Source organism: Mesorhizobium sp. LNJC405B00 (assembly GCF_000502615.1).
In the GTDB taxonomy this organism is placed as follows: Bacteria; Pseudomonadota; Alphaproteobacteria; order Rhizobiales; family Rhizobiaceae; genus Mesorhizobium.
In genome coordinates, this window is sequence record NZ_AYWC01000010.1 from 102,533 (window position 1) to 125,850 (window position 23,318).

General features: G+C 61.7%; 25 protein-coding genes, 1 tRNA gene and 1 pseudogene. 12 read left to right on the forward strand and 15 right to left on the reverse strand.

Annotated features, from left to right (window positions below):
* The 4 genes from X756_RS146490 (at position 1) to X756_RS146480 (ending at position 3,879) form a co-directional block, all read left to right on the forward strand.
* Positions 1-459: a hypothetical protein gene (locus X756_RS146490; RefSeq protein WP_023730610.1), complete on the forward strand. Its 459-nt coding sequence runs from the start codon at positions 1-3 to the stop codon at positions 457-459.
* Positions 456-1,649 (forward strand): hypothetical protein, encoded by a 1,194-nt coding sequence (locus X756_RS146485; RefSeq protein WP_023730611.1) that lies wholly within the window; start codon positions 456-458, stop codon positions 1,647-1,649. Before X756_RS146490 ends, X756_RS146485 begins: the two co-directional genes overlap by 4 nt.
* 74 nt (positions 1,650-1,723) lie before the next feature.
* Positions 1,724-2,806: a head decoration protein gene (locus X756_RS1000000166780; protein ID WP_023730612.1), complete on the forward strand. Its 1,083-nt coding sequence runs from the start codon at positions 1,724-1,726 to the stop codon at positions 2,804-2,806.
* Positions 2,695-3,879, forward strand: coding sequence for a hypothetical protein (locus X756_RS146480; RefSeq protein WP_156941400.1), 1,185 nt, complete (start codon positions 2,695-2,697; stop codon positions 3,877-3,879). Before X756_RS1000000166780 ends, X756_RS146480 begins: the two co-directional genes overlap by 112 nt.
* On the opposite strand, the gene X756_RS146475 is transcribed toward X756_RS146480, so the two are convergent.
* From X756_RS146475 to X756_RS0134885, 4 genes are read right to left on the reverse strand one after another with little or no spacing between them, the layout of a single operon-like run.
* Positions 3,876-4,898, reverse strand: coding sequence for an acyltransferase (locus X756_RS146475; RefSeq protein WP_023730614.1), 1,023 nt, complete (start codon positions 4,896-4,898; stop codon positions 3,876-3,878). The two genes, X756_RS146480 and X756_RS146475, sit on opposite strands and share 4 nt — an antisense overlap.
* Complete coding sequence (locus tag X756_RS146470; RefSeq protein WP_023730615.1) at positions 4,898-5,920, reverse strand: acyltransferase; 1,023 nt, start codon at positions 5,918-5,920, stop codon at positions 4,898-4,900. Before X756_RS146470 ends, X756_RS146475 begins: the two co-directional genes overlap by 1 nt.
* A gap of 52 nt (positions 5,921-5,972) precedes the next feature.
* Entirely contained in the window at positions 5,973-6,278 is a 306-nt protein-coding gene (locus tag X756_RS146465; protein WP_023730616.1) for a hypothetical protein, read from the reverse strand.
* Positions 6,279-6,331: 53 nt separating this feature from the next.
* Positions 6,332-6,814, reverse strand: a complete 483-nt coding sequence (locus X756_RS0134885; protein ID WP_156941401.1) for a hypothetical protein — start codon at positions 6,812-6,814, stop codon at positions 6,332-6,334.
* Between the two features lie 413 nt (positions 6,815-7,227).
* Between X756_RS0134885 and X756_RS146460 the strand changes: the two genes are divergently transcribed.
* The gene (locus tag X756_RS146460) at positions 7,228-7,890 is read left to right on the forward strand and encodes a hypothetical protein (RefSeq protein ID WP_023730618.1); all 663 of its coding nucleotides are present in this window, start codon (positions 7,228-7,230) and stop codon (positions 7,888-7,890) included.
* Positions 7,891-7,975: 85 nt separating this feature from the next.
* Here X756_RS146460 and X756_RS146455 read toward each other — a convergent pair whose 3' ends face one another.
* From X756_RS146455 to X756_RS0134895, 4 genes are all read right to left on the reverse strand, one after another.
* Entirely contained in the window at positions 7,976-8,443 is a 468-nt protein-coding gene (locus tag X756_RS146455; protein ID WP_156941402.1) for a hypothetical protein, read from the reverse strand.
* Positions 8,436-8,756 carry a hypothetical protein gene (locus tag X756_RS1000000168895; protein ID WP_023730620.1) on the reverse strand — a complete coding sequence of 107 codons (321 nt, stop codon included), beginning with the start codon at positions 8,754-8,756 and terminating at the stop codon, positions 8,436-8,438. Before X756_RS1000000168895 ends, X756_RS146455 begins: the two co-directional genes overlap by 8 nt.
* A 191-nt stretch (positions 8,757-8,947) precedes the next feature.
* Positions 8,948-9,037 (reverse strand) — tRNA-Ser (locus X756_RS146450).
* 210 nt (positions 9,038-9,247) lie between these two features.
* On the reverse strand, positions 9,248-9,727 hold the full coding sequence (locus X756_RS0134895) for an MgtC/SapB family protein (protein ID WP_027050850.1): 480 nt from the start codon (positions 9,725-9,727) through the stop codon (positions 9,248-9,250).
* A 295-nt stretch (positions 9,728-10,022) separates the two neighbouring features.
* Between X756_RS0134895 and X756_RS146445 the strand changes: the two genes are divergently transcribed.
* The 7 genes from X756_RS146445 to X756_RS146415 all read left to right on the forward strand — a co-directional run bounded on the left by X756_RS146445 (position 10,023) and on the right by X756_RS146415 (position 17,539).
* Positions 10,023-11,228, forward strand: coding sequence for a septal ring lytic transglycosylase RlpA family protein (locus X756_RS146445; RefSeq protein WP_023688476.1), 1,206 nt, complete (start codon positions 10,023-10,025; stop codon positions 11,226-11,228).
* 102 nt (positions 11,229-11,330) lie between these two features.
* The gene (locus X756_RS146440; RefSeq protein ID WP_023688475.1) at positions 11,331-12,497 is read left to right on the forward strand and encodes a D-alanyl-D-alanine carboxypeptidase family protein; all 1,167 of its coding nucleotides are present in this window, start codon (positions 11,331-11,333) and stop codon (positions 12,495-12,497) included.
* A 72-nt stretch (positions 12,498-12,569) separates the two neighbouring features.
* Positions 12,570-13,244, forward strand: coding sequence for a dTMP kinase (tmk, locus tag X756_RS146435; RefSeq protein WP_023688474.1), 675 nt, complete (start codon positions 12,570-12,572; stop codon positions 13,242-13,244).
* Entirely contained in the window at positions 13,241-14,296 is a 1,056-nt protein-coding gene (locus X756_RS146430) for a DNA polymerase III subunit delta' (protein ID WP_023730621.1), read from the forward strand. The genes tmk and X756_RS146430 overlap by 4 nt, the downstream gene beginning before the upstream one ends.
* A 91-nt stretch (positions 14,297-14,387) precedes the next feature.
* Complete coding sequence (metG, locus tag X756_RS146425; RefSeq protein WP_023730622.1) at positions 14,388-15,938, forward strand: methionine--tRNA ligase; 1,551 nt, start codon at positions 14,388-14,390, stop codon at positions 15,936-15,938.
* Entirely contained in the window at positions 15,938-16,726 is a 789-nt protein-coding gene (locus X756_RS146420; protein ID WP_023730623.1) for a TatD family hydrolase, read from the forward strand. The genes metG and X756_RS146420 overlap by 1 nt, the downstream gene beginning before the upstream one ends.
* Before the next feature lie 3 nt (positions 16,727-16,729).
* The gene (locus tag X756_RS146415) at positions 16,730-17,539 is read left to right on the forward strand and encodes an MBL fold metallo-hydrolase (RefSeq protein WP_023688471.1); all 810 of its coding nucleotides are present in this window, start codon (positions 16,730-16,732) and stop codon (positions 17,537-17,539) included.
* A 23-nt stretch (positions 17,540-17,562) separates the two neighbouring features.
* On the opposite strand, the gene X756_RS146410 is transcribed toward X756_RS146415, so the two are convergent.
* The 7 genes and pseudogenes from X756_RS146410 to X756_RS146385 all read right to left on the reverse strand — a co-directional run bounded on the left by X756_RS146410 (position 17,563) and on the right by X756_RS146385 (position 23,216).
* Entirely contained in the window at positions 17,563-18,324 is a 762-nt protein-coding gene (locus X756_RS146410) for a GNAT family N-acetyltransferase (RefSeq protein WP_023730624.1), read from the reverse strand.
* Between the two features lie 198 nt (positions 18,325-18,522).
* Positions 18,523-18,741 (reverse strand): hypothetical protein, encoded by a 219-nt coding sequence (locus X756_RS1000000167820; RefSeq protein WP_084569940.1) that lies wholly within the window; start codon positions 18,739-18,741, stop codon positions 18,523-18,525.
* A pseudogene (fusA, locus tag X756_RS146405) lies at positions 18,738-19,654 on the reverse strand (elongation factor G); the annotation flags it as partial. The pseudogene fusA and the gene X756_RS1000000167820, both read right to left, overlap by 4 nt.
* Before the next feature lie 23 nt (positions 19,655-19,677).
* Positions 19,678-20,580 carry an alpha/beta hydrolase gene (locus tag X756_RS146400; RefSeq protein ID WP_023730626.1) on the reverse strand — a complete coding sequence of 301 codons (903 nt, stop codon included), beginning with the start codon at positions 20,578-20,580 and terminating at the stop codon, positions 19,678-19,680.
* A gap of 70 nt (positions 20,581-20,650) precedes the next feature.
* Positions 20,651-21,427, reverse strand: coding sequence for a DUF2066 domain-containing protein (locus tag X756_RS146395; RefSeq protein ID WP_245264548.1), 777 nt, complete (start codon positions 21,425-21,427; stop codon positions 20,651-20,653).
* 107 nt (positions 21,428-21,534) lie between these two features.
* A complete protein-coding gene (locus X756_RS146390; protein ID WP_023730628.1) occupies positions 21,535-22,311 on the reverse strand; it encodes a pyrroline-5-carboxylate reductase in 777 nt (258 codons plus the stop codon).
* 23 nt (positions 22,312-22,334) lie between these two features.
* Complete coding sequence (locus X756_RS146385) at positions 22,335-23,216, reverse strand: aldose 1-epimerase family protein (protein ID WP_023730629.1); 882 nt, start codon at positions 23,214-23,216, stop codon at positions 22,335-22,337.
* Between the last annotated feature and the right edge of the window lie 102 nt (positions 23,217-23,318).

The following is a 23,318-nucleotide window of genomic DNA, read 5'->3' on the forward strand; positions in this document are numbered from 1 at the left end:
ATGGAGGGCTACGGTTTCCAATTCTGCGGCAACTGCCTGGGCGACATCGTACCGAACGGCAGTGACGTCCAGGTCGACCCGTCGCTTGAGATTCGGCCGCTGGATGTCGTGGCCGTTCTGCTCGATCCCGAAGCCGGCGGGGCGTTTGCTGGTTTCATCAACAGCATCGGCGCCGGCGGCTTCATGGGCGTCTGCAAAATTTATCTTGGCTCTCATGTGTCGCGGCATGGCGAAGCAATCCACCTGGTCGCACAGTTGAACCCACCGTTGATTTCCCCGATTCCGGTGAGCGCCATCAAGGCCATGCATCGCTGCACGGAGGCAGGCGTCTTGATTGAGAAGGCTCCGCTCTCTGCCGAAGACGTGGCCGCGATGGATCTGCTGGTGCCGTTCGTCACCTCGGGAGACGCCCGATCGCCGATCAATCCCGCTTGGCAGCCGAAGGGATACCCGCAATGACCGTGCACCCGCTCCAGCTCGTCGGCGGCATGACGGTGTCGGCAGTTCCTGACATGGCCAAGGTGGTTTTCAGCCACGGTCTCACCAGCACCTTCAAGGATGGCTTTGTCCCGCTGGTGACAAATTTCCGCACGTTCAAGCTTGCGGCCCAGGAGGTGAAAGAGGCGGGAACAGCCCTCGACCTGGTGCTGGATAGCCGGGTTATGGCCATGGCTGACATCACCGACGATTTTGGGCGGCACACCGCCTTTGAACGTGGTCTCACGGCGCTGTCGTCACGCTTCGGCGTGGTGTCCCTGATGGCGCCTTGGAACGCCTGCCTCAAGCAGTTCTCGGGGCTCGTCACGATGACGAACATCATGCGCGCCTCGCAGCGCGTCGTTGAGGGCAAGGCGACGGCCAGAGACATCAGGAGCCTCGCATCATCCGGCATCGATGCCGATCTGGCCGCGCGCATCGTCCAGCAATACGCCGAACACGGCGATGAGCAGAACGGCATCCTTTTTGCCAAGGCAGGGGATTGGACCGACCGCGGCGCCATTGACGCATTCCGCACGGCCGTCGTGCGTGAAGTCGATCGCATCATCGTCACCCCTGGGCAGGACAAGCCCCTGTGGATGAGTACCGAGCTCGGCAAGACGGTATCCCAGTTCAAAAGCTTCGCCGTCTCGAGCATGCAGAAGACCATGCTCGCTGGCTTTCAGCAGCGGGATGCCGCCACCCTCAACGGCGTGCTCCTGTCGCTCGGTCTTGGCGCTTTGACATACTGGGCTCGCGAGACAATCGCCGACCGCGAGACGTCGGCCGACCCGAAGGTGTGGGCTGTCGAGGCGCTGGACTGGTCCGGGCTGACAGGGTGGGCGATGGATGCCAACGGCGTCGTGGAGAAGGCCACCAGGGGCAAGTTGGGCCTTTCCATGCTGACGGGAAAGCAGATCTCTCGATATGCCTCCAGGAACACCGCTGGCGCGCTGCTAGGCCCAACGCTGGACATGGCAGGCGACGCTTTTCAGATTTCCGGCGCCATCTCCGCAGGCGACTTCAAGCGGAGCGATGTGCACACCCTGCGCAAGCTGCTGCCGGCTCAGAACCTTTTCTACATCCGTACCCTTTTCGACAGGGTCGAGCACGCCGCTGGCGATGCCTTGGGCCTGCCGGAAAGCGCCAAATCATCCGGGGGAGCCCGGTAGCCAGAAACGACCCTTAGGCAAGGTCTATCGGCCCGTCGTGATGACGCGCCCGTCCCGTTGAAGGAGCCTTCTCTATGCCCCGACCCACAACTGCCGCCGTCCGCCTGCTCACCAGCGCGCGTGAACCTGTCCGCCTCTGTGCCACAACCAACATCGACGTCGACACCGGCGGTCTCCAGACAATCGACGGCGTGCTGACTGAGGTCGGCGACCGCATTCTCCTGACCGGTCAGACCGACGGGTCCGAGAACGGCATCCGCACCGCCAGCACCGGGCAGTGGTATCGTGCGTCCGACGCGCGCACCGCCCGCACTATCCAAAAAGGTACGACCGCCTACGTCCAGGAAGGGACGGCAAACGCCGGGAAGACGTTCACCTTCAACACGCTCGACCCGGTGGTTGGCGACACCAACTTGGACATCACTGCTGATGAAACACCGATCGCTGCCGACGTGCTCACGACGCGCGGTGACCTCCTATTCCGGAATGCAACTGAGCCGGCGCGCCTGGCTGCATCCACCGCGGGCTACCTGCTGCAGACCAATGGCGCTGGGGCTGACCCGTCTTGGGCCGGCTTCCTTCAGGCCGGCACCAGTGCCGTTACGCGCACATGGCAGGACAAGGCGCGCGAGCGCATCAGCGTCAAGGACTTCGGCGCTGTCGGGAATGGCGTGACCGATGACACGGCGGCCATTCAGGCAGCGGAAACTTATCGCGCGACGGTCGGTGGTGAATTGGTTTTCCCGCCCGGCACCTACCAGATCAGCGCGGCAAGCATCACTGTCAACCGCGCGAATGGCGGCGCTTGGCGCGGGATCGGTGAAGCCATGCTCCGCGCTTCGGCAAACACAACGTTCCTGTGCATCCTGACGGGCGCGGTCGCTGGAACGACCAATAAGCCATTCCTGATAACCGGCATTCACTTCCACGGTGGTGGTTTTACTGCGTGCCGAGGCGTTCACGAAACTACCCCATATGGGACGACCATCGAAAACTGCACCTTCACGCAGATGGCGTTTGCGCGTCCTTCGTCGGCGGTTCTGTTTTGGCAACGCAGACCGGATGGATCCAGATCAGCAACGTCCGCCAGTATGGCGGTGGATCATGGGCCTTCTACGGCTTCGACGACACGAAGTACCTATTCCACATCGAGATGAACAACATTCATCAGGTGGGAACGAGTAGCGCCGCCAATTGGGAGAATGACTTTTGGATCGAGGGCCGCCGCGCCGTTGGCCTGTCGATCAACAATTGCTGGTCTGGTTCCCTTGATGGTGGAGCCGCTGGCCTCCGCCTCCGTGGCGATTGCCAGGGTGTGTTCGTAACGAACTCAACGTTTGTCTGGCCGACAATCGGCATCCAGGCCCTTACTTGGACCGATTCGCTCAAGCCGGCCTATGTCTACATGTCGAATGTCGGTGTGGATCAGCATACGACCAGCGGCGCGGAGATCGAGGGGCGCACATGGTTTATCACAAATGCGAATTTCGCGAACGGCTACGCCCACACCAACACCGGGCAGGCGTGCCTGATCAAGTCGACGAGCACGGACATAGTGATCCAGGACGCACTTTTTGCCTACGATCAAAAATCTGGCCTCGTGGTGCAGAACGGCGCGAAGAAAGTCCGAGTGGGGAACTACACGGCCGAAAATAATAATCAGGCGGCGGGCGCGTTCTACGACGTCGACCTTGGCGCGTCACCCTATGCCGACGTTCGGCTTTTCGGTAAGAACGTGCTCGGCACGGCGGGCGTCAATGCCACCGGCCAGCGCCTGGTGAATGGCGTTACCTCGGACATGGTGTCGGCTAACGTCACGCCGGCCTCCACGACAGCCGTCACGACCGCTGAAGACCTGATGACCTACAGCATCCCCGCTGCTGCGCTTAAGGTTGGTCAGCGCGTTCGCATCAGGTCCTGGGGCACGACTGCCGCCAATGCGAACACCAAGACCGGCCGGCTCTGGTTCGGCGCGACCAACATGGGCGGCTGGTCTACGACGCTCAACGCCATCGGGTGGGAGGTGAGCTCCGAGGTGCTCGTGACTGGCGCTTCGGCGGAGACCTACAGGCGCACGACAGTCGGAGGAAGCAGCATCTCGCAGGTCGTAGGCGGCACAGGTGCCGAGGCCACCAGCGGAGCAATCGTCATCAAGTTCCAAGGGCAGAACGGCGTCGCGAGCGCTGGCGATATCACCTGCCAGGGCTTGACGGTCGAGATAGTGGACTAGGCCACTTTGGGCGCGGGCCTCGGCGCTGCAAGCAGGCGCCGGGTCTTCTCGCCCATGGCCATGCCCGGGACTTCGACAGCAAGGTGAGTGATCCACGCGAGGGCGATGGCTATGGCGATCGACGTGACGCTGTAGACTGCAAAGAGCGAAAAGGGGTTGAGGTCTAGCGACCTTACCCCGAGCTTTGCGACGATCAGCGCGCCCGCGAGGTGAAGTAGGTAAAACGGGTAGCTGATCCGCCCGAGGAAATGGGCGAAGCGATTCGCCGTCAGCCAGATCGAATTGCGTGAAATGTAGGCAACTACACAAACCGCTCCCGCCATCTGCCAACAACGCATTGCAAAGCCCTGGCCGAGCATGAAGTCAGCCGTCATCAGGGCGACAAGCCCGAGCACAGCGGCAACGCGGGTGATCACGGTGGCCGGCAGATCGTCGATGATCGCGCCAAGGGCAAAGGCGCTCATGAACAGCGGAACCGGGCGATGGTCGAAGTAGGAAACTGCGATCGTAGCGGCTACAAAGGCATAGAAGAGCGCCGGGTGTATTCGCCTGCCTGTCGCTGCGGCGTAGACCCAAAGGCTTCCCCAGACCTCGATCTGCAGTGTCCACAGCACCCCGTTTAGAGAGGTGTCGTACAAGATCGACGCGCCGAGGATCTGCGACCAGGTGCTTGCCGGCGTCAGATAGCCAATGATGAGTGCTGAGGCGGCCGCCACCGGGAAAAGGCGGAAAGTTCTTCGGACGATGTAGGCCACAATGCCATCGTCTCGGCTCCTAAGCGACCGGGAAAGCACCAGACCCGACAGAACAAAGAACACGATAACCGCAGCGTCGGCATGAAAGACGATGTGCAGGAGCCGAAAAACGCCATCCTGCAGCGTCGCGTCCGGTGCTGTTTCGATCGTCATACGCAACGCTGGGCCAACGCCACCGATAGCGGTAGCGCAATGCCCGACCGCCACGCTGAGCGCTGCCAGCCCGCGAAGCGCGTCCAGATCGTAATTTCGCTGCGCCGCCATTAACTGGCTTGAGCCTGAGCTACGGGACTAACCAAATATGCCCATTTGGCGATTGGCCGCCAGTATCTCACATAGAGCCATTGCTCCAGGGGGCCAAACAAAAGGCCGCCTGCCAGCCCTGCGCACAGCATAGTGACCACCATCGCCCAAAGCGGCCAGCCTGGCGCCAAGGTATAGATCGCGGAGATGATCGACAGATGGGCGAGATAGAGCCCGTAGGAATAGTCCCCTGCCTTTGCCAACCATTTCGGCACTAAGCCGGAGTCGATTTTGAGGGCGACGAATACCGCCGAAGCACTCAGGACAGCGAGCCCGAGGTAAGTTCCGCTCCAGGCGTTGGCGTACAAACTCATGATGGAAGTGAGGAATACCAAGGTAAAAAACGGTCGCCAGTCCTTTGTCATCATACCCGACGCCATCACGTAACCGATGACGAAGAACACATTCACGCCTACGAAGGGGATCTGGATAGCGGTGGGGTTTGGCACAGGGACGCGGACGCCGGCGGCGGCAACAACGAGGATGATCGCCGCCCACCCCACAGCCAGCCACATTCTCACCAGATGCGATGTGCGGCAGAGCAGGGCGATCCAAAGCAGGAAATAGAACTGCATCTCGTAAATCAGCGTCCAATAGGGGATATTGAACGTGGAATTGAGATCACCGGTCGGAAGCAGAAGCAGGGAAGCATCCGGTCCGACGTGGGGGCGTGTCCCTGCGATCCACAGTACGACATAGGCGAAGACGAGGGCGAGGAAGAAGGCAGGGTATATTCGTGTCAGGCGCGCAAGAGCAAAGGCCGTCGGCGCTTCCTTCGACACCAGTGCCATGACTGCGCCGGAAATGACGAAGAAGATGAAAACACCAGTGGTGCCAAGCTGGAGATGCCGAAAGCCGAGCGTATCAGATCCTGTCGCAAGGCCGGAAAAATAGCCCACATGTTGAATCACAACCAATAGGGCAGCGATAGCTCGTAAAGCCTGCAGACCGGTGTAACGTTGCTCTTTGTTGTTGCCTCCCATCTTTTGCCGATACCACAGAGAAACGCCTGTAGCCAGCAGCCAAGGGTAGTAGCTAGACCTTATCGACAAGTGGATTCTTCCGCTTTGGCGCGACGTAGCTCTCGACCAAGCGAACATGCTCGACGTCGACAGTCACCAACGGCCGGAGGCTGACGGTTACCTTGTCCCCGTCGATGTGTGTGACAGGGCCGATCATTTCCATATGCTGGCCAATCACAGCCTTCGAAGTCGAATCGACCACCGAATGCGGGAAGTCATAGGACGGGATTGTCACGCTTATGCGATCGGGCGTCACCCGACCGCGCACAACCGCGGTGACGGCGACCTCATCGCCAACTTTGATACTACCCCGAGCCATGTCTAAGATTCTGGAGCAGCGGGAGCTCGCGTCAAGATGAGCGGCTGGCAAGCTTATGTGGTTAGCGCCCCGTGCAGCCATGTCAGGAATTCCGGCATATTTGCCAGCCCGGCCTTGATAGCGTCCAGCGTTAGGGCCTTCGTCGCCTCGGCCGGCAACGCCTTGATCTGGTCGACAAGTTTTGTTCGAACACTGGCCGGTGCATCCGATTTTTCGATCCGGTCGATAAGGAGAGCTTTGATCGTGTCCTCGTGAAGACGGATCGTCACAACCCCAAGGATAGCCGACAAGCCGCCATCGTCCGCAAGGAAATCCATGCCAGCAGCAGTGATGCGTGACCCTGTTGGAGAGGCAGGCGAATTAAGGGTCCGCGTCCATTTGGCGTCCGCCAAGCCGTGGTCGCAGAGGTAATATAGGTTTGCAGCAAACATGGCGGTGTCCACGCCATCGATGCCAGGAAAACGTCGGATCGGTTCTGGATAAGCCTCCGCCATTGCTCGCAGCATCGTCTGCTGCAGGTCGCGGTCGAGCCTCATCGCGTCATTCCCCCTCACCAAAAACGAGCATCGCGCGCAAGCTTCGCCCCCGCAAGGGCGCGCTTGAATTTTTAAGGATGTAGGCGCATCATCGTCCGTGGGTGTGAGAACCCGGACTGCGATCGACCGGTGGAGCCTTGGCGGGCTCGGTCTCTCTTGGCAGAAAGACCCCGGTTTAAAGTTTCCAGAACTCTGGAAACAACGGACGTGCTTGGCGGCACGGCTCCGAACCCGACCTTTATGGCCGGGGGCGAGCGTGCTGTCCAGAGGGAAACCTTAAAAGCGTTCGACCTGTCTCGCGGCAGGTTCTCACCCCCCGGCTATCGGTCCGCCACCGATGATGGCGAAATGCCCACAATGGGCAATTTGCCGCCGGCTGTGAGAGGCCGGTTTCAAACCGCGAGTGATAGACAATGACCACCATCCATCAACCTGAAATGCGCCGTGAAGACGGGGCAATCTTCCTCACCGTGGCGGAAAACGACCGCCTGGCTATCGCAACCTCGATCGAGCGGCTGATTGACCTGCTCGACGCCATGAGCCCGGATCCTGACCTCGAGGAAAGCCTCGGATGGGGATATGGCAGCCAACTGGAGTTGCACGCCCAGGACGGCGAGCGCGAGGAAGAGAACGAGCACGGCGGCGACATCAACGATGAACGTCACGATGCACTGGACGAGGGCGATTCGGAACCCTTCCTTGGCTGGCGGGAGCAGTGCTGCCAGAGCGGTGTCGGCACAGAGGAATGGAACGGCAGCGATGATCAGGGCGGCGTGAGCGGCCCCTGTGACGGCTTCCGAGGTGACGGTGTACTTGCTGGAAGGACGGTGTTGCGGGAGCTACAGCGCCGCCGGCCGGACGTGAAGCAGAGGCACGTCCCCTCAATACCGGCCTATGGGACGCGGGCACTGGTCGTGAATGGCCTCAACATCACCGGGGCGCCATCCGCCAAGGCCTCAGCCGTTCGCGTAGTGCCAGGCAAGGTCAACGTGGAAGACCACGACTGGATCGTTGAAGCCTGCCCGCAGATCGACCCAGCCCACTGGCGCGCATACCTGACCGCGAAGGGCTTCTGAACATCTTTCGCCACGAAAGAAGTTGGCCCGCTGCCTTACGGTGGCGGGCTTTCTCGTCGCCGTGGTGCGATTTAGTAGGTGGCTATTATTCAGGCGGTGGCTTGTAAGTTTGTAGAGCCTTCACCGATTCAATCACCGTATCCATCTTTTTTGAGAGGTCTTGGATGTCTTTCGATTGCTGTACGTTTTCGGTAGAAAGCCGGTCGATACCAAGCTTGCGATCGACCGAGGCGACGCCGACCTCAACGCCACCGCTGAAACGGTCTCCGCCAAACGCCAAAAGAGCAACGAGTAAACCCATCACCGCCAAGGTCGATGCAACAGCCGAGGTCAGCAAATACGATGTGCTTGGCATATGACGGAGCGTTTCTTCGATGCGACCCAAGGTCCCATCGATCCTAGCCTCGCTGGCGCTCAACTTTGCGTCCAGCTCTTCTCTTGAAACGGCTGTCATGCCTTCAGATGTAGGCCCGTCGCCCCCGCTTGTCGAGGAGCCGAGAACGGAGCGCGGCTTGTAACGGTGATCACGGTCAAGTCTGTAGGGTTCAGCCACGACGATTGATCTCCCAACGTGCAATCGGGTCCCGGTTGAATAATCGGGTGAGACCACAATTCGTGCAGCTTATAATTACTACCGGCAGGTAGTTTTTCAACTCATCGTCAGGCACTCCAGCTGACATTGCCAATTCTGATTTATGCAGCGTGCCAGACACATCCCAATCGTCTACACCGCAGACCGGGCAAGGCAGATCCTTGGATCCCGACTTTTCCGTGATGAAGGCGATCACGGTCTCGGCAAGAATAGGCGTCTGGACTTTCTCCGCCACCTCGTCATCGATATCGCGTCCAGATGAGTGAACGGGCATTTGCTATTTTCCCCCTAAACGCGCGGCCATTCGTCCAGAGTATTGTGCCCAGATCAAGTATCAGCGCAAGTCACCAAGATCCGACTGATTCTCGCGTTGAACTGGCGTAGGACCGTTCTTCCTTGGGCTATACGTCAGTTTGTACGCAAGCCCAAGAAAAAGGCACAAACAACAATAATTTCAATGGCATCTGGCGGAGGGAGTGGGATTCGAACCCACGGTGGGCTTGCACCCACGCCGGTTTTCAAGACCGGTGCCTTAAACCGCTCGGCCATCCCTCCAACGTGACTTTTCAATCATCTAGGAACATCAACCGACCCAGTGAACGACAGTTGGTATCGAATGATACCTATCCTTCCGGACCAGCTTGCGGTTCATTTCTCTAGAGCGTTGCCCATCGCCAAGTCAACCATCGGCGCTGCCATGGATAATAGGGGGTGGCGTTCGTTACCCGAACGGAGCTGCGAACCCGTTTTCGAAGGAGCCGGGATCTAATTGCGATCCTTGCTGCCGACCTGCACAAGTTGCAGAAGACCCAGCACGACAAGTGCGAGCAAGGTAGCCAAAGCCGCGATCTGCCAGAACCCGAGCCCAACCGCCAGGCCTATGGCGCCTGCCAGCCACATGCCCGCCCCAGTGGTAAGCCCTTGAACCTCGCCCTTGGAGAAGAAGATCAAGCCCGCGGCCAGAAATGCCACGCCGGCAGTCGTGGCTTCGATCAAGCGGATAGGATCAATGGCGATTTCCTGACCATCGAAGACGTGAAGATGAGTAATCTCGATCGTGAGGATGGCAATTAGAGCCGTCGCAACACAGACCAGGATGTGTGTCCTCAATCCGGCCGGTCGGTTACGCCATTCGCGTTCGATCCCAACGATGGAGCCAAGGACGGCCGCGAGCAAAAGCCTGGCTGAAATTACGGAAAAGGGCAGCCACGTCTGTTGCCCGAAACGTTCAATGAATTCATCCATGAGGCGCAGAACGTATCTCGGGTCGGTCGGTTCCAGGCAGCCGCGCTTCATGCCACAGGTTCACTTCCAGACTCCAAAGGACAGAGGTCTCGGATGCCTCCTCACAGGCGCCCGGCCAGCCCGGGACCTGGCCGCCACATTCCTGCCCGGTTCCGGACACAATCGATTAATACGCTGATAAACAATTCCTGCGCACAAGGGATGGGGATTGGCGCGTCGCAGGCATTGCTCATCTGGCTCCGCCGAAATTCTAGAAGCGGCGCCTGTGTCGAGACGGTAGGGGACATCGGAAAACATGCAGACCACGACGCATCGGCGTCTTCGTCGCGCTCCTGCTTTGGTGTTGTGCGCTCTTTCGGCTGCGTTGCTGGCCGCGTGCGCGTCGCCGCAGTCCGAGCCGAAAGCCATGGTCTACAAGAAGCCTCGCTCGAAGGAATATTTTGCCGAGACCGAATACGGTGTGAAGGCCAGCCCGCGCGTTCAGTACATGCGGCGCGGCGGCGGCCGCGACCAGTTGGGCAAGCCCTATCAGGTGCGCGGCAAGTGGTATTACCCCAAGGAAGACAAGCGCTACGCCAAGGTCGGTCTCGCCTCCTGGTATGGCGATGCCTTCCACGGTCGTCTCACAGCCAATGGCGAAGTCTACGACATGACCCATCTGACGGCGGCGCATCCGACCATGCCGCTGCCAAGCTACGCCCGTGTCACCAACACCGAGACCGGAAGCTCGGTCATCGTGCGAGTCAACGACCGCGGCCCCTATCACGAGGGACGCATCATCGATGTCTCGGAACGCGCCGCGCAAATGCTCGACTATGCCAAGGTCGGCACGGCCAGGGTCAAGGTGGAATATATTGGCCGCGCACCGCTCGACGGCGACGACGACCAATATCTGGTCGCCTCCTACCGCCCGGGCAACCGCCCGGACCCGTCCGATGGCTTGCCGACCGGCGTCATGGTGGCGATGAACGGACCTTCGCCGAGCCTATCTGTTGGCGCACCCCCTGCCGTAGTGCCGTTTCCTGGTCAGTTGACGAATTCCGACACACAGCCAGTGATGTCGATGCAGGCACCGGCCTCAAGCGATGTGACGCTGCCTGAATTCGGGCCGATCGTGCCTCAGCGCCCGGAATCGCCCTTTGCCGTGGCTTCGCTCTCCTATGCGGATGAGCGCGTACAGCGCGCCGACGTCTTTGCAGCGCTTGACGACCAGGGCATGTCGCCAGCCGACATCCTGCAATCGTGGAAGAAATCCAACCCGCAGGCATCGCCTGCCGTTTCCGACTATGTCGCCGCCGGATCCTTCGACGATGCTGCCGAGGCAAAGCGGGTGGCTGCGGCTCTCGAACCGTTCGGCAGGACCGAAATCCAGAGCACCGAACTCGACGGCAATGACTGGTACGCGGTCAATCTCTATCCGGATGGCCATGGCAATGTCGACGACCTCTTGCACGCGGCATGGTCGCATGGCGCGCCGGACGCGCTGGCTGTGCGCAACTGACCAACAAAGGCACGCCGGTTTTGTCATTGCGCGGTTGATCCGCCGGGAAGAAGCCTGATAGCGTTGCGGCAAGTTTCTGCCGGCTAACAGTCGAGCCTCTTCATGCGATTTCGCCTTTTCCACCCTTTTGCCGGGCTTTTTGGCCTTGGCTTCTTGCTTGCCGCGCTGGTTCCGGCCAACGCACAGCTTTTCGAGACCAAGGCGACGCAGGCTTTCATGATCGATGCCGAAACCGGCACGGTGCTGTTTTCCAAGGATGCCGACCAACCGATCCCGCCGGCCTCGATGGCCAAGCTGATGACGATGGAGATGGTCTTCAACGCCATCAAGTCGAAGCGCATGAGCCTCGACGACACCTTCGTGGTTTCGGAAAATGCCTGGCGCAAGGGCGGTGCGCCTTCGGGAACGTCGACCATGTTTGCCAAGCTCAAATCGGCGATCCGGGTCGAGGATCTGATCCAGGGGGTCACCATACAGGCCGCCAATGACGGCTGCATGGTGCTGGCCGAAGGCATGGCCGGTTCGGAAGAGAATTTCGCGGCGCAGATGAACGATCGCGCGCGCCAGATCGGGCTGCCGAAATCGACATTTGTCAATTCCACCGGCCTGCCGGCCGACGGCCAGCAGACGACAGTGCGCGAACTGGCGCAGCTTGGCCTGCATATATGGCGCGAATATCCGGATCTCTATCTCTATTACGGCCGGGCCGATTTCACCTGGAACAAGATCTCGCAAAAGAATCGCAACCCGTTGCTGGCCATGGGCATCGGCGCCGATGGGCTGGCGGTCGGGTCGAGCGAGGCGGGCGGTTTCGGCATTGTCGGCTCGGTCAGCCATGACGGAACCAGGGTGTTCGCGGCGATGAGCGGATTGGCCAATGATCGCGAGCGCGCCGAGGAAGCGCGCAAGCTGCTCGAATGGGGCGTCCGCTCCTTCGAGAAGACCGAGATTTTCGCTGGCAACGAAGTGGTCGGCGAGGCCCAGGTGTTCGGCGGCGCCAAATCCAGCGTAGCGCTGAAGGCAAAGGCGCCGATCGACGTCCTGCTGCCGATCGCCAACCGCGACAAGCTGACCGCCAGGATCGTCTATCAGGGGCCGGTATCGGCGCCGGTGGAGGAGGGGCAACCCGTCGGCGCGCTGCGCGTCTGGATCGGCGACACGCTGAGCCAGGAAACGCCGCTTTTCGCCGCCGAATCGGTCGGCGTCGGCACGTTGCCGCAACGCGCGTTTGATGCCGCCAGGGAACTGGCCGTAGGCTGGCTGCGTTGAGTTCCTGCGGCGTGGACCTTTTCTCAGGCGCGAACTAAGACACCAGCGCAAAGCAGGACAAAGGCCTTTCGATTGGCAAGCGGATTTTTCATCACCTTCGAAGGCGGCGAGGGCGCCGGCAAGTCGACGCAGATCGAGCGGCTGGCCCAGAAGATGCGCGCCAAGAAATACGATGTCCTCCTCACCCGCGAACCCGGGGGGTCACCCGGCGCCGAGGCGGTCAGGCATGTGCTCCTGTCCGGCGCCGCCGAGCCGTTCGGGCCGAAGATGGAGGCGCTGCTGTTTGCCGCCGCGCGCTCCGACCATGTCGAGCAGGTCATCCGGCCGGCGGTGGAGCGCGGCTCCATCGTGCTTTGCGACCGTTTCCTGGATTCGTCGCGCGTCTATCAGGGCGTCACCGGCGGCCTCGATCCGGCTTTCATGGAAGCTCTGGAGGAGGTCGCCATCCACGGCATGATGCCGGATATGACGCTCATCCTTGACATTGACCCTGCCGAGGGCTTGCGGCGCGCCGCCGCGCGGCGTGGCGCCGAGGACGGTCCGGACCGCTTCGAAAAGGAGACGCTGGATATCCACCAGCGCCGCCGCGACGCCTTCCTGGCGATCGCAGCCGCCGAGCCGGACCGCTGCATCGTGATCGACGCGTCGGCGCCTCCCGCTGCGGTGGAGGATGTCATCACCGCGGTGGTGTTCGCCGCACTTGAGGCGAGGGCGCCCGCGCGCAACCGACAGGCGGCGCCCGCATGATCTTCGAACGCATCGCTCCCGAGCAGCACGACACACTGGACGGTGTACCGGAGCCGTCCGAGACGCTGCGCCTGGTCGGCCATGAGCAGGCGGCCGCGATGCTCGCTGCCGCCTATCGCTCGGGAAAACTGCCGCATGCGTTGATCTTTGCCGGGCCGGTCGGCATCGGCAAGGCGACGCTTGCCTTTCACCTGGCGCACCATCTGTTGAAGCATCCGGCCTTCGACCAGGCGCCGGATGTGTTTGCCGTTCCCGATCCGGCCTCACCGCTGTTTCGCCAGATCGCCACCGGGGCGCATCCCGGCGTGCTGCACCTGACCCGGCCGCTGAACGACAAGACCAAGAGTTTCAAGACCGTCGTCACCGTCGACGAGATCCGCAAGGTCAACCGCTTCCTGTCGCTGACCTCGCATGACGGCAGCTACCGGGTGGTGATCGTCGATCCGGCCGACGACATGAACACCAACGCCGCCAATGCCTTGCTGAAGAACCTCGAGGAGCCGCCGAGCCGCACGCTGTTCATCCTCATCGTGCATGCGCCGGGCAGCCTTTTGCCGACCATCCGTTCGCGCTGCCAGATGGTGCGGCTGACGCCGCTCGATGCCGGCAGCCTGATGAGTGTTCTGGAGACCGTCGAGCCGCCGCCACCTTCCGATCCTGCTGCGCGCGCGGCACTGGCGGAACGGGCAGGGGGCAGCGCCCGCAATGCGATCCTTCTGACCCAATATGGCGGGCTGGAGATTGCCGGCACGCTCGACGCCCTGGTCACGTCGGGCAAGAGCGACATCGCCGGCGCCTATCGCCTTGCCGAGGCCGTCGCCGGCCGCGACCAGGCGATCCAGTTCGACATCTTCAACCGCCGCGCGCTCGATCTGCTCTCCACCGGCGCCAGTGAAGCCGCGTTGGCCGGGGATCTCGCGCGGGCGAAAACGCTGTCCGACACTTGGCACGAGGCGCTGAACGCCATATCTGAGACCGATACCTACAATCTCGACAAGAAGCAGCACGCCTTGACCATGATCGACCGCCTGAATTCCGCAATGCGAATGTGACCGGATCCGGCCTCGGGTCGGGATGGCAATCGCCGTCTCGATGCGATATCCACCGCTCACACTCAATTCGGACATTCATGACGGTTCATTCATGTCACGCGACACATTCTACATCACCACACCGATTTTCTATCCGAACGGCAAGCCGCATATCGGCCACGCCTATACGGTCATCGCGACCGACGCGCTGGCCCGCTTCCAGCGCCTGGACGGCAAGGACGTGCTCTTCCTCACCGGCACTGACGAACACGGCCTCAAGATGCAGCAGACGGCCGAGAAGGAAGGCATAACGCCACTCGCGCTTGCCGACCGCAACTCGGCGATCTTCCGTTCGATGACAGAGGTCCTGGGCGGCTCGAATGATGATTACATCCGCACGACGGAACCACGCCACTACGAGTCGTGCCAGGCGATCTGGAAGGCGATGGCGGCCAATGGCGACATCTATCTCGACCGCTACAGTGGCTGGTATTCGGTCCGCCAGGAAGCCTATTTCGAAGAGAGCGAAACCACGCTCGGCGACGACGGCGTGCGCCGCGAGCCGCTTGGCTCGCCGGTCGAATGGAATGAGGAGGAAAGCTACTTCTTCAGGCTTTCCGCCTATCAGGACAAATTGCTTGCGCTGTACGAAAGCCAGCCCGATTTCGTCGGTCCGGCCGAGCGCCGAAATGAGGTGATGAGCTTCGTCAGGTCCGGCCTCAAGGACATCTCGGTCTCGCGCACGACCTTCAATTGGGGCGTGCCGGTGCCGGGCGACGACAAGCATGTGATGTATGTCTGGGTCGATGCCTTGACCAACTACATCACCGCTGCCGGCTATCCCGACACCAAGGCCGAGCAATGGCGCTACTGGCCGGCCACGCACATTATCGGCAAGGACATCGTCCGCTTCCATGCCGTCTACTGGCCGGCTTTCCTGATGTCGGCCGGCATCGAACTGCCGAAGCGCGTCTTCGCGCATGGCTTCCTGTTCAACCGCGGCGAGAAAATGTCGAAGTCGGTCGGCAATGTCGTAGACCCCTTCACCATGGTCGAGCATTACGGCCTCGACCAGGTGCGCTATTTCTTCTTGCGTGAGGTGCCATTCGGCCAGGACGGCAGCTACAGCCATGACGCGATCGTCAACCGCACAAATGCCGATCTCGCCAACGGTCTCGGCAATCTGGCGCAGCGCTCGCTGTCGATGATCGCCAAGAACTGCGGCGGCGTGGTGCCGCATCGCGGCGAGCTGACCGAAGCCGACAGCGCGATCCTCGACCAGGCGGTGGAAGCGCTGGGTACCGCGCGCCAGGCGATGGCGGAACAGGGCATCCATCTCGCGTTGGCGGCGATCTTCGGCGTTGTGGCGGAAGCGGATCGCTACTTCGCCTCGCAGGCGCCCTGGGCGCTCAAGAAGACCGATCCGGCGCGCATGGAAACGGTGCTGTGGACGACCGCCGAACTGGTGCGGCGCGTGGCATTGCTGTGCCAACCCTACATTCCGGGGTCGGCCGGCAAGCTGCTCGATCTGCTGGTGGTGCCGGCGGACAAGCGTGACTTCGCGCATGTCCATGCCGACTATGCGCTGGTGCCCGGCACGGCGCTGCCCGCGCCGGAGGGCGTGTTTCCGCGTTATGTCGAAAACCCTGAGGCGAGCGCCTGATGCTCGTCGACAGCCATTGCCATCTCGACTTTCCGGATTTCGCCGAGGAGCGGGCGGCCATCGTCGCCCGCGCAAAGGCTGCCGGTATAGGTCACATGGTGACCATCTCGACACGCGTGAAGCGGTTTGCGCAAGTGCTTGAGATTGCCGAGAGTTTCGACGAAATCTATTGCTCGGTCGGCACCCATCCTCACAATGCCGGCGAAGAGCTGGATGTGACGGCTGAGGACCTTGTGCGCCTGTCCGCGCACCCGAAGGTGGTGGCGATCGGCGAGGCCGGGCTCGACTATTTTTACGACAAGGCGCCACCCGATGCGCAGGCGCAGGGTTTTCGCACTCATATAGCAGCTGCGCGCGAGACCGGGCTGCCGCTGGTGATCCATTCGCGCGATGCCGATGACGACATGGCTGCCATCCTCGAAGACGAAACAGGGAAGGGCGCCTTCCCCTTCATCCTGCATTGTTTTTCGTCGGGGCGACGGCTGGCAGAGGTCGGCGTGGCGCTTGGTGGCTATGTGTCCTTCTCGGGCATACTGACCTTCAAGAACTCCGCCGATTTACGCGCCATCGCAGCCGATGTGCCGCATGACCGGCTGCTGGTCGAGACCGACGCGCCGTATCTGGCGCCGGTGCCGTTCCGCGGCAAACGCAACGAGCCGGCCTACGTCGCGCATACAGCCAAGGTGCTGGCGGAGACGGTCGGCGTTGGCGAAGCCGAGATCGCGACGCTGACGACGGCGAACTTCTTCCGGCTGTTCGGCAAGATGCCGCGGCCCGCCGGGCTCTGACGCATGAGCGACCGGCTGCGCCTCACCATCCTCGGCTGCGGCTCGTCACCTGGCACGCCGCGCATCACCGGCGATTGGGGCAATTGCGACCCGGCCAATCCGAAAAACCGGCGTACACGCTCAGCCGCGCTCGTCGAGCGGATAGCAGCCAACGGCGCCAGAACCACGGTGGTCATCGACACCGGGCCTGATTTCCGTGAGCAGATGCTGATGGCGGCGGTCCGGCGCATCGACGCCGTCGTCTATACGCATCCGCACGCCGACCACATCCACGGCATCGACGATCTGCGCGGCTACGTGCTGGAGCAGCGCCATTTGATCGATGTCCATGCCGACCAGCCGACCATGCTCAGGCTGCGCGAAGCGTTCGGCTATTGCTTCGAGACGCCGTTTGGCAGTTCCTATCCGCCGATCGTCAGGCCGCACATCATCGATCACGCAAGGGCGGTGACGATCGAAGGCGAGGGCGGTGCCCTCACCCTCGAGCCGCTGCCGCAGATCCATGGCGACATCATTTCGCTCGGCTTCCGCATCGGCGGGCTGGCCTACTGCCCCGATATAAGCGACTTCCCGGATGCCACCGCCGAGCGGCTGCGCGGCCTGGAAATGCTGGTCATCGATGCCTTGCAGTACCATACCCATCCCAGTCATCTGTCGCTCGGTCAGGCGCTTGGCTGGATTGAAAAACTGGCGCCGAAACAGGCCGTGCTGACGCATATGCATGTGCCGCTCGACTATGCCACGGTGAAGGCCGAGGTGCCGGCCAACGTCACTCCGGCCTATGACGGCATGGTGATCGAAATTCCTTTATGAGACAGCATGATACGAGCAGATCTTTATAAGGACGTTCGGTTCTTCGGCGCGAAGATCAGCAGCGTTCCAATCCGCTCATAGCCCATGCGGGGATAAAGCAGCGCTCCGGCACGCGTCGCCAACAGCATCGAGCACCGCGACCCATGCGCTTTGTCGTCATGCAGCATTTTGGCCATCAGCGCCTGGCCGATGCCTCGACGCCGGTGCGAAGGCTCGACAAACATTGCCGAGCACCATGTGGCGCCGACGGCGTCTATGCTGCGCACACGCCCGACGATGGCGTCGCCATCGAGCGCCACATACTGGCGAAACGGCGCATCGTCGCCGAGTTGATCGTCTGGAAGTGGCCGCCTGCGTATGACCTTTCCCAGTTGTGCAGCGCGTTCAGCCGTCCTCACCCGTTCGATAGAGACGATTGCTGGCGGGTCTGGAATTTGGCGCAGCGACTGGATGAAAAAGCCTTCCGTCCGCAGCAGCCGGTAGCCGAGCGCCTTGTAGGCCGTTCGCGTTGGTTCGTCCGGGCCGTCATTCGCGATCACGACCGAAACGGCAAAGCCCGGCCGCGCATGCTGCCGCACGATGGCATCGGCTTCCTCGGCGGCGACGTCATGGACGATCCATTCTTCGCCACGGTAGTCGCGTGCATTCTTGCGCTCGGCATCGCGCATCAGCCACAAGGGTCCGACGCGGCTGGCTTCGTATGGAAAGGTGCGGCTCTTATCGGTACTGAAGCCGTGCACGAACACTTCGATCGCCGCTTCGATGTCACGCGTTGCTGTCGTCATCGACACAGCGTAGCGTTGGCCATCGGCTCAAGGCAACACGCGTCGATCATGCCAAACCCGTGAAAATCGCAGCAATTTCCAGCTTCAGTCTAATGCACAAGTTCCATAATCTATCTTATGCGACTTCATATGTGGCTGCTGCTTCCATTAGGGGCGTGCCAATATACGCCCTGCTGACTGAGATGCGGGCTGGCGGCTCTAGGCAGGAAACTGCAGCGCAGCCAATCCGATGGAAAGGCCGGTGATCGTTGTGTTGGTCAAAAGCGTTGCCAGCATGGGGACCGGATAGAGAAGTCGCGCCAGCCCATAGTCGCCATGCCCGGCTCCGGCCGAATAGAGCGCCAGGAAAAAGGCGACCGGCGTGACGCCGAGGCCGACAAGGAACCCTGCCCGCGAGGAGAATTTTGGCGACGTCATCTGGCCATGGCCATGGCAGCCGGTGGGTCGCCGCCGGGTGGCAGTGGTACGGGAGCGTATCCGGAATAGTCGGCGCGCAGGCGTGCCAGTCCGTTCGAACAGGACCGGAGCGCATCCTCCAGCATGAACATGTTCGCGAGCGGCATTGTCGCTTTGACAACGACGACCACGCCGCTGATTCCCCAGTCCGGATCAGGCCCCGGCGGCTGTGCAGTTCGGCGATGATTTTGTCGACATAGGCCGCCGACGTGTTCACCTCGACTTGCATGATCGGCTCGAAGAACTGCACGCCCAGCTTGGGAGCGGCTTCACGGAAGCAGGCTCGGCCGGCGATCTCGAAAATCAGGGGCGAGGAATCAGTATCGTGATACGCGCCGTCGATCAGCGTTGCCTTCACGCCAAGCATCGGGAAGCCAGCAAACGGGCCTGAAGACAGAATGTTCCGCAGCCCCTTTTCGACGCCCGCAACATATTCGTTCGGAAGCGCACCGTCGGCGACCTTGGACCCGAAGACGAAGTCCCAGCTACCGCCATTCGGCTCGAACGCAATCTTGACGCGGGCGAACTGACCCGTACCACCGGACTGCTTCTTGTGCGTGTAGTCCTGCTCGTGCTTACGGGTGATCGTCTCGCGATACGCTACCTTGGGCGCGCCGACATTCACCTCAATGCGAGACTCGCGGCGCAGGTGGTCGATGACTATGTCGAGGTGGAGTTCGTCCCTGCCGGCGACGATCGTCTGGCCCGATTCCGCATCCTGCTTGACGTGCAGCCAGGGATCCTCGTCCGCCAGCTTCGACAAGGCAGTAGCTAGCTTCTCCTGATCCGCCCGCGACTTCGGCTCGATCGCGATTTGCAGCAGAGGCCAGGGCGCGGCAGACTTTTCTATCATGACGCCATGGTTGCAGATCGATCCGATGACCGCAACGGAGGGGTCTACGCCCGGCCGGCCGCCCTGCCCGTCCCTTTCGCTTCCTGACTGTGGACGCGCGCCAGGAAATCGCGCACCAGCGGAAGTGCCTCATCGAAATGCGTTTCGAGCAACCAGTGGCCGGCGCCATCGATCAGATGAAGCTCCGCTTCCCGCAAATCGCGCTGGTAGGCATGCGCCGATTGTGCCGGCATGTAACCATCCTCGGGGCCCCAGACGATGAGCGTTTGCGGTTGGTGCTCGCGCAGATAGCTCTGATAGCGCGGGAACCAGCCGAGGTTCGCCTCCAGCTTCTCCATCAGGCCGACCGCGAGCCGCCGGCGGATCGGCGTGTCCATCAAAGGCCAGTGGAGTTTCCAAAGATCGGGAGGCACGCGCTCGGCTACAGCGTAATCCACCTCTCCGACAAACTCGTGCCGGAAGCCCTCCTCGCTTACCGCCTCTTCCAACGGCCGGTGCTTTTCGGGCGTCTTTTCCTTCCAATAGGCTTTTATCCCAGCGTATTTCGGCCCGAGAACATCCTGGTATATATCGCCGTTCTGGATGATGAGTTCCGCGATGCGCTCGGGATGTGCGATGGCGTGGCGCAGTCCGATCTGAGAGCCATAATCGTGCAGCCAGAGCGCATAGCGCGACGTGCCGAGCGCATTGGCGAAAGCTGTCAGAAACCCGGCATAGGCATCGAAATCATAGCCAAAGTCCGACATTTCGGGCGTGCCGCTGTAGCCAAAGCCGGGAAAGTCCGGCGCGAATGTATGCCAGCGATCGGCAAGTGCCGGCATCAACCGTCGGAATTGATAGGACGAGCACGGATAGCCGTGCGGCAGGAGAAGGACGGGAGCATCAGGCGGGCCGTCTTCGCGATAGAAGATGCTGTTTCCGTCAACGTCGATCCGGCGATGTTGCAATTCTACCTCCTTGCTCAAAGCTTGCCCGCCACTTTGTTTACGGCGCTCCGGCAAGAAGGTTCCCTTGAAGTCAGGGCGTGACGGCTTCCGGCTCTCCATTGCCCGACCGGATCTGCAGCGTTCCGCGCGTGGCGTTGCGGAACGCATCGTCGAAACTGACGCCACGTACCTGCCAGCGATACTCCTTATCCTTGAAGCTGAGCCGCCAGTCGCCGACCCAGCCCAGCGCTTCCTGGCGCCATACCAAAGTGCCGGCAAGCAGGGCGTCCCCATCCAGCGTGTTGGCCACGTCGGCGAGCGCGACGTCGGACGGCCGAGGCAACTCCAGCGGCAAACCGGTCCGGTGCGCCGCGTCCGCCAGCGCAACGCGCATATCCGCCGCAAGCTCGCCGCCGCCATCGCGCACCAGCGTGAAGCCGTCGCCTTTCATCGGCCTTACATCCAGCAGTGCGACGATTTTTGGCCGCGGCACCGCCCACGGTTTGCGCCCGAGCGACGCCAGCAAGGCATCGATCTTGTCCGGGTCGAAATCGGCGGTGATGTAATGCGGCCGGTCGTGGGTGCCCTGCTCGTCATGCGGCGGGCGGTTGTTGAGCAGGTCGCGGTAGCCGACACCAGTGACATAGTCGGCCGCGTGCCGGCTCATGTCCGCAACACGCGGGTCGCCGATCAGCCGCGGGTCGCCGGAAACCTTGACCAGCACCTCTTCAAGGCACGGCGCCAGGCCCCACGCCCGGTTCTCCTCGCCAGTGCCGCTGGTCACCGATTGCGCGCGGTAGAGGCTGGCGCGGTCGATGTCGGCGGCAGCGACCGGAAAGACAATCAGCACAGCCAGCGCCGCTGCCACAAAGCCCAATTTCAAGCATCCAGGCACCCGACGACCCTCCCGAAACGGTCCGGAACATCCGTTGGAGCCATACTCCTGATCATCAGGGAATTTCAAGGTACCGCCCATCAAGGCGTATCGCCGACGATGCGCCGGTGTACGCCGTCCAGGCTCTCGGTGAGCGCCTCGAACACGTTTTGCGCCGTCAGTTCGCGAAGAACCTGTTCGTTGATGCCGCCGCGCGTCGCATAGTCCTGCGCCAGATTCATGAAGTCGGCATCCGGCGACATATCAGGAGCGCTTCCCAAGGCTTTGAAAAGCGAGGCGATGTAATCGCGCCCCTTCCCTTCCTCCACGCCATTCCTCTTGAGCCAGCTGTTGATCGTATCGAGATATCTGAAGTAGCTGGCATAGGTTGCGGTGGCCACGCTCAACGCGTTGAATTCGGCTGAGTTCTCGACCTCGATCGCTTTCCCCAGATTGCCGAACAAGGCAGCGACAGTGGCATCCGGCGGGCAGATGATCGTTGCCCCCAGCCGGTGGGCGATCATCGGCATGGGCAGCGCTTTCGTCACCTGGTGCGCTGGTGCGGTCAAGCCGGCAATCTCCTCGCGCGGCAGCGTGGCGATCAAGCTGATGAGGTGATGCTCGCGCCGAAACCGCAAACCCGGCAGGACGTCATGCGCAATTTGCGGCCGGACAGCCAGCATGACTAGGTCGCATTGATCGAGAACCGCCTGATTGTCATCAGCGATACGCACATCCGGATAACGGGCTGCCAGCTCCGCGGCGATCTCTTCATTGCGCGGCGACAGCAGCACGGAGACGGAGTTATCCGCGACGGATTTGAGCCCGCTGACTATGGCCGCTGTAAGGGCACCCGTGCCGATGAAGCCAAGTTTCATCGCGCCTGTCTCTGGTTCATCGGTCACAGCGGCGCATGGTCGAGCCGTACCTGATAGCTCAGCACGCGCTTTTCACCGGGCGCGATCAGCATCACGCCCGGCTTGTCCGCGAACTCGCCTTCGAAATCCACGGGGCTGGCAAGCCCGTGCCAGGGTTCGATGCACAGGAACGGAGCGCCGCCCGGCTTCGACCAGATGCCCAATTCCTTAAAACCCTGCCACGACATCTCGATCGCCGCACCGTTCGCGGCGGCATAGCGCACGCTGGTGCTGGCCGGCCGGTCGAGGATCACGGCGTCTGCCTCGAACAGCTGTTCGGAAAGCGCCAGCGTTTTGCCTTCGATGGGCGTCGGCCGCGGTGCAGCCAGCACCAGGCCATCCTTCAGCCGGCGGATCGGCGCCGGCTCGTCCTGGGCAAAGGTCAGGTGGTAGTCGGTCTTGGCGAGCCCCGGCTGCAATGGCCAATTGAAAGCCGGATGTGCACCGATGGAGGCTGGCAGCGTCTCGTCGCCGGTGTTGGCAATCTCGAAGCTCACACCAAGTTCCCGACGCTCGAGCGTATAGGTGATGGCAAGGCGAAAGGCGAACGGATAGCGCGTGCGTGTATCGGCATCGTCGGTCAACACCAGCGTGCAGGATCGGGGACTCGTCTCAGCAGCCCACACAAACGGCTTGTCGCGGGCAAATCCGTGCTGCGTCAGGGGATAGACCTGGCCCCCATGGCGGAGCTGGTCGCCCTTCAGCCGGCCGACGATCGGAAACAGCACCGGCGAATGCCGCCGCCATTCCGGCCCGGCCTGCCACAAAAACTCCAGACCCTCGGCATTGCGCAAGGAGATGAGCTCGGCCCCCTGCCCGACAATGGTTGCCGAGATGCCGTCGCCGTGAAGCGTCACTTGTTCCATGCGTTCTCGCGGAAAGCTGCGTGCGAGCGGCAGGTTAGCAAAAGCCCGCGTGGACTCAAGGGCGCGACATCGCGCTGATAGAGGAGCGATGTCTCCACGCCA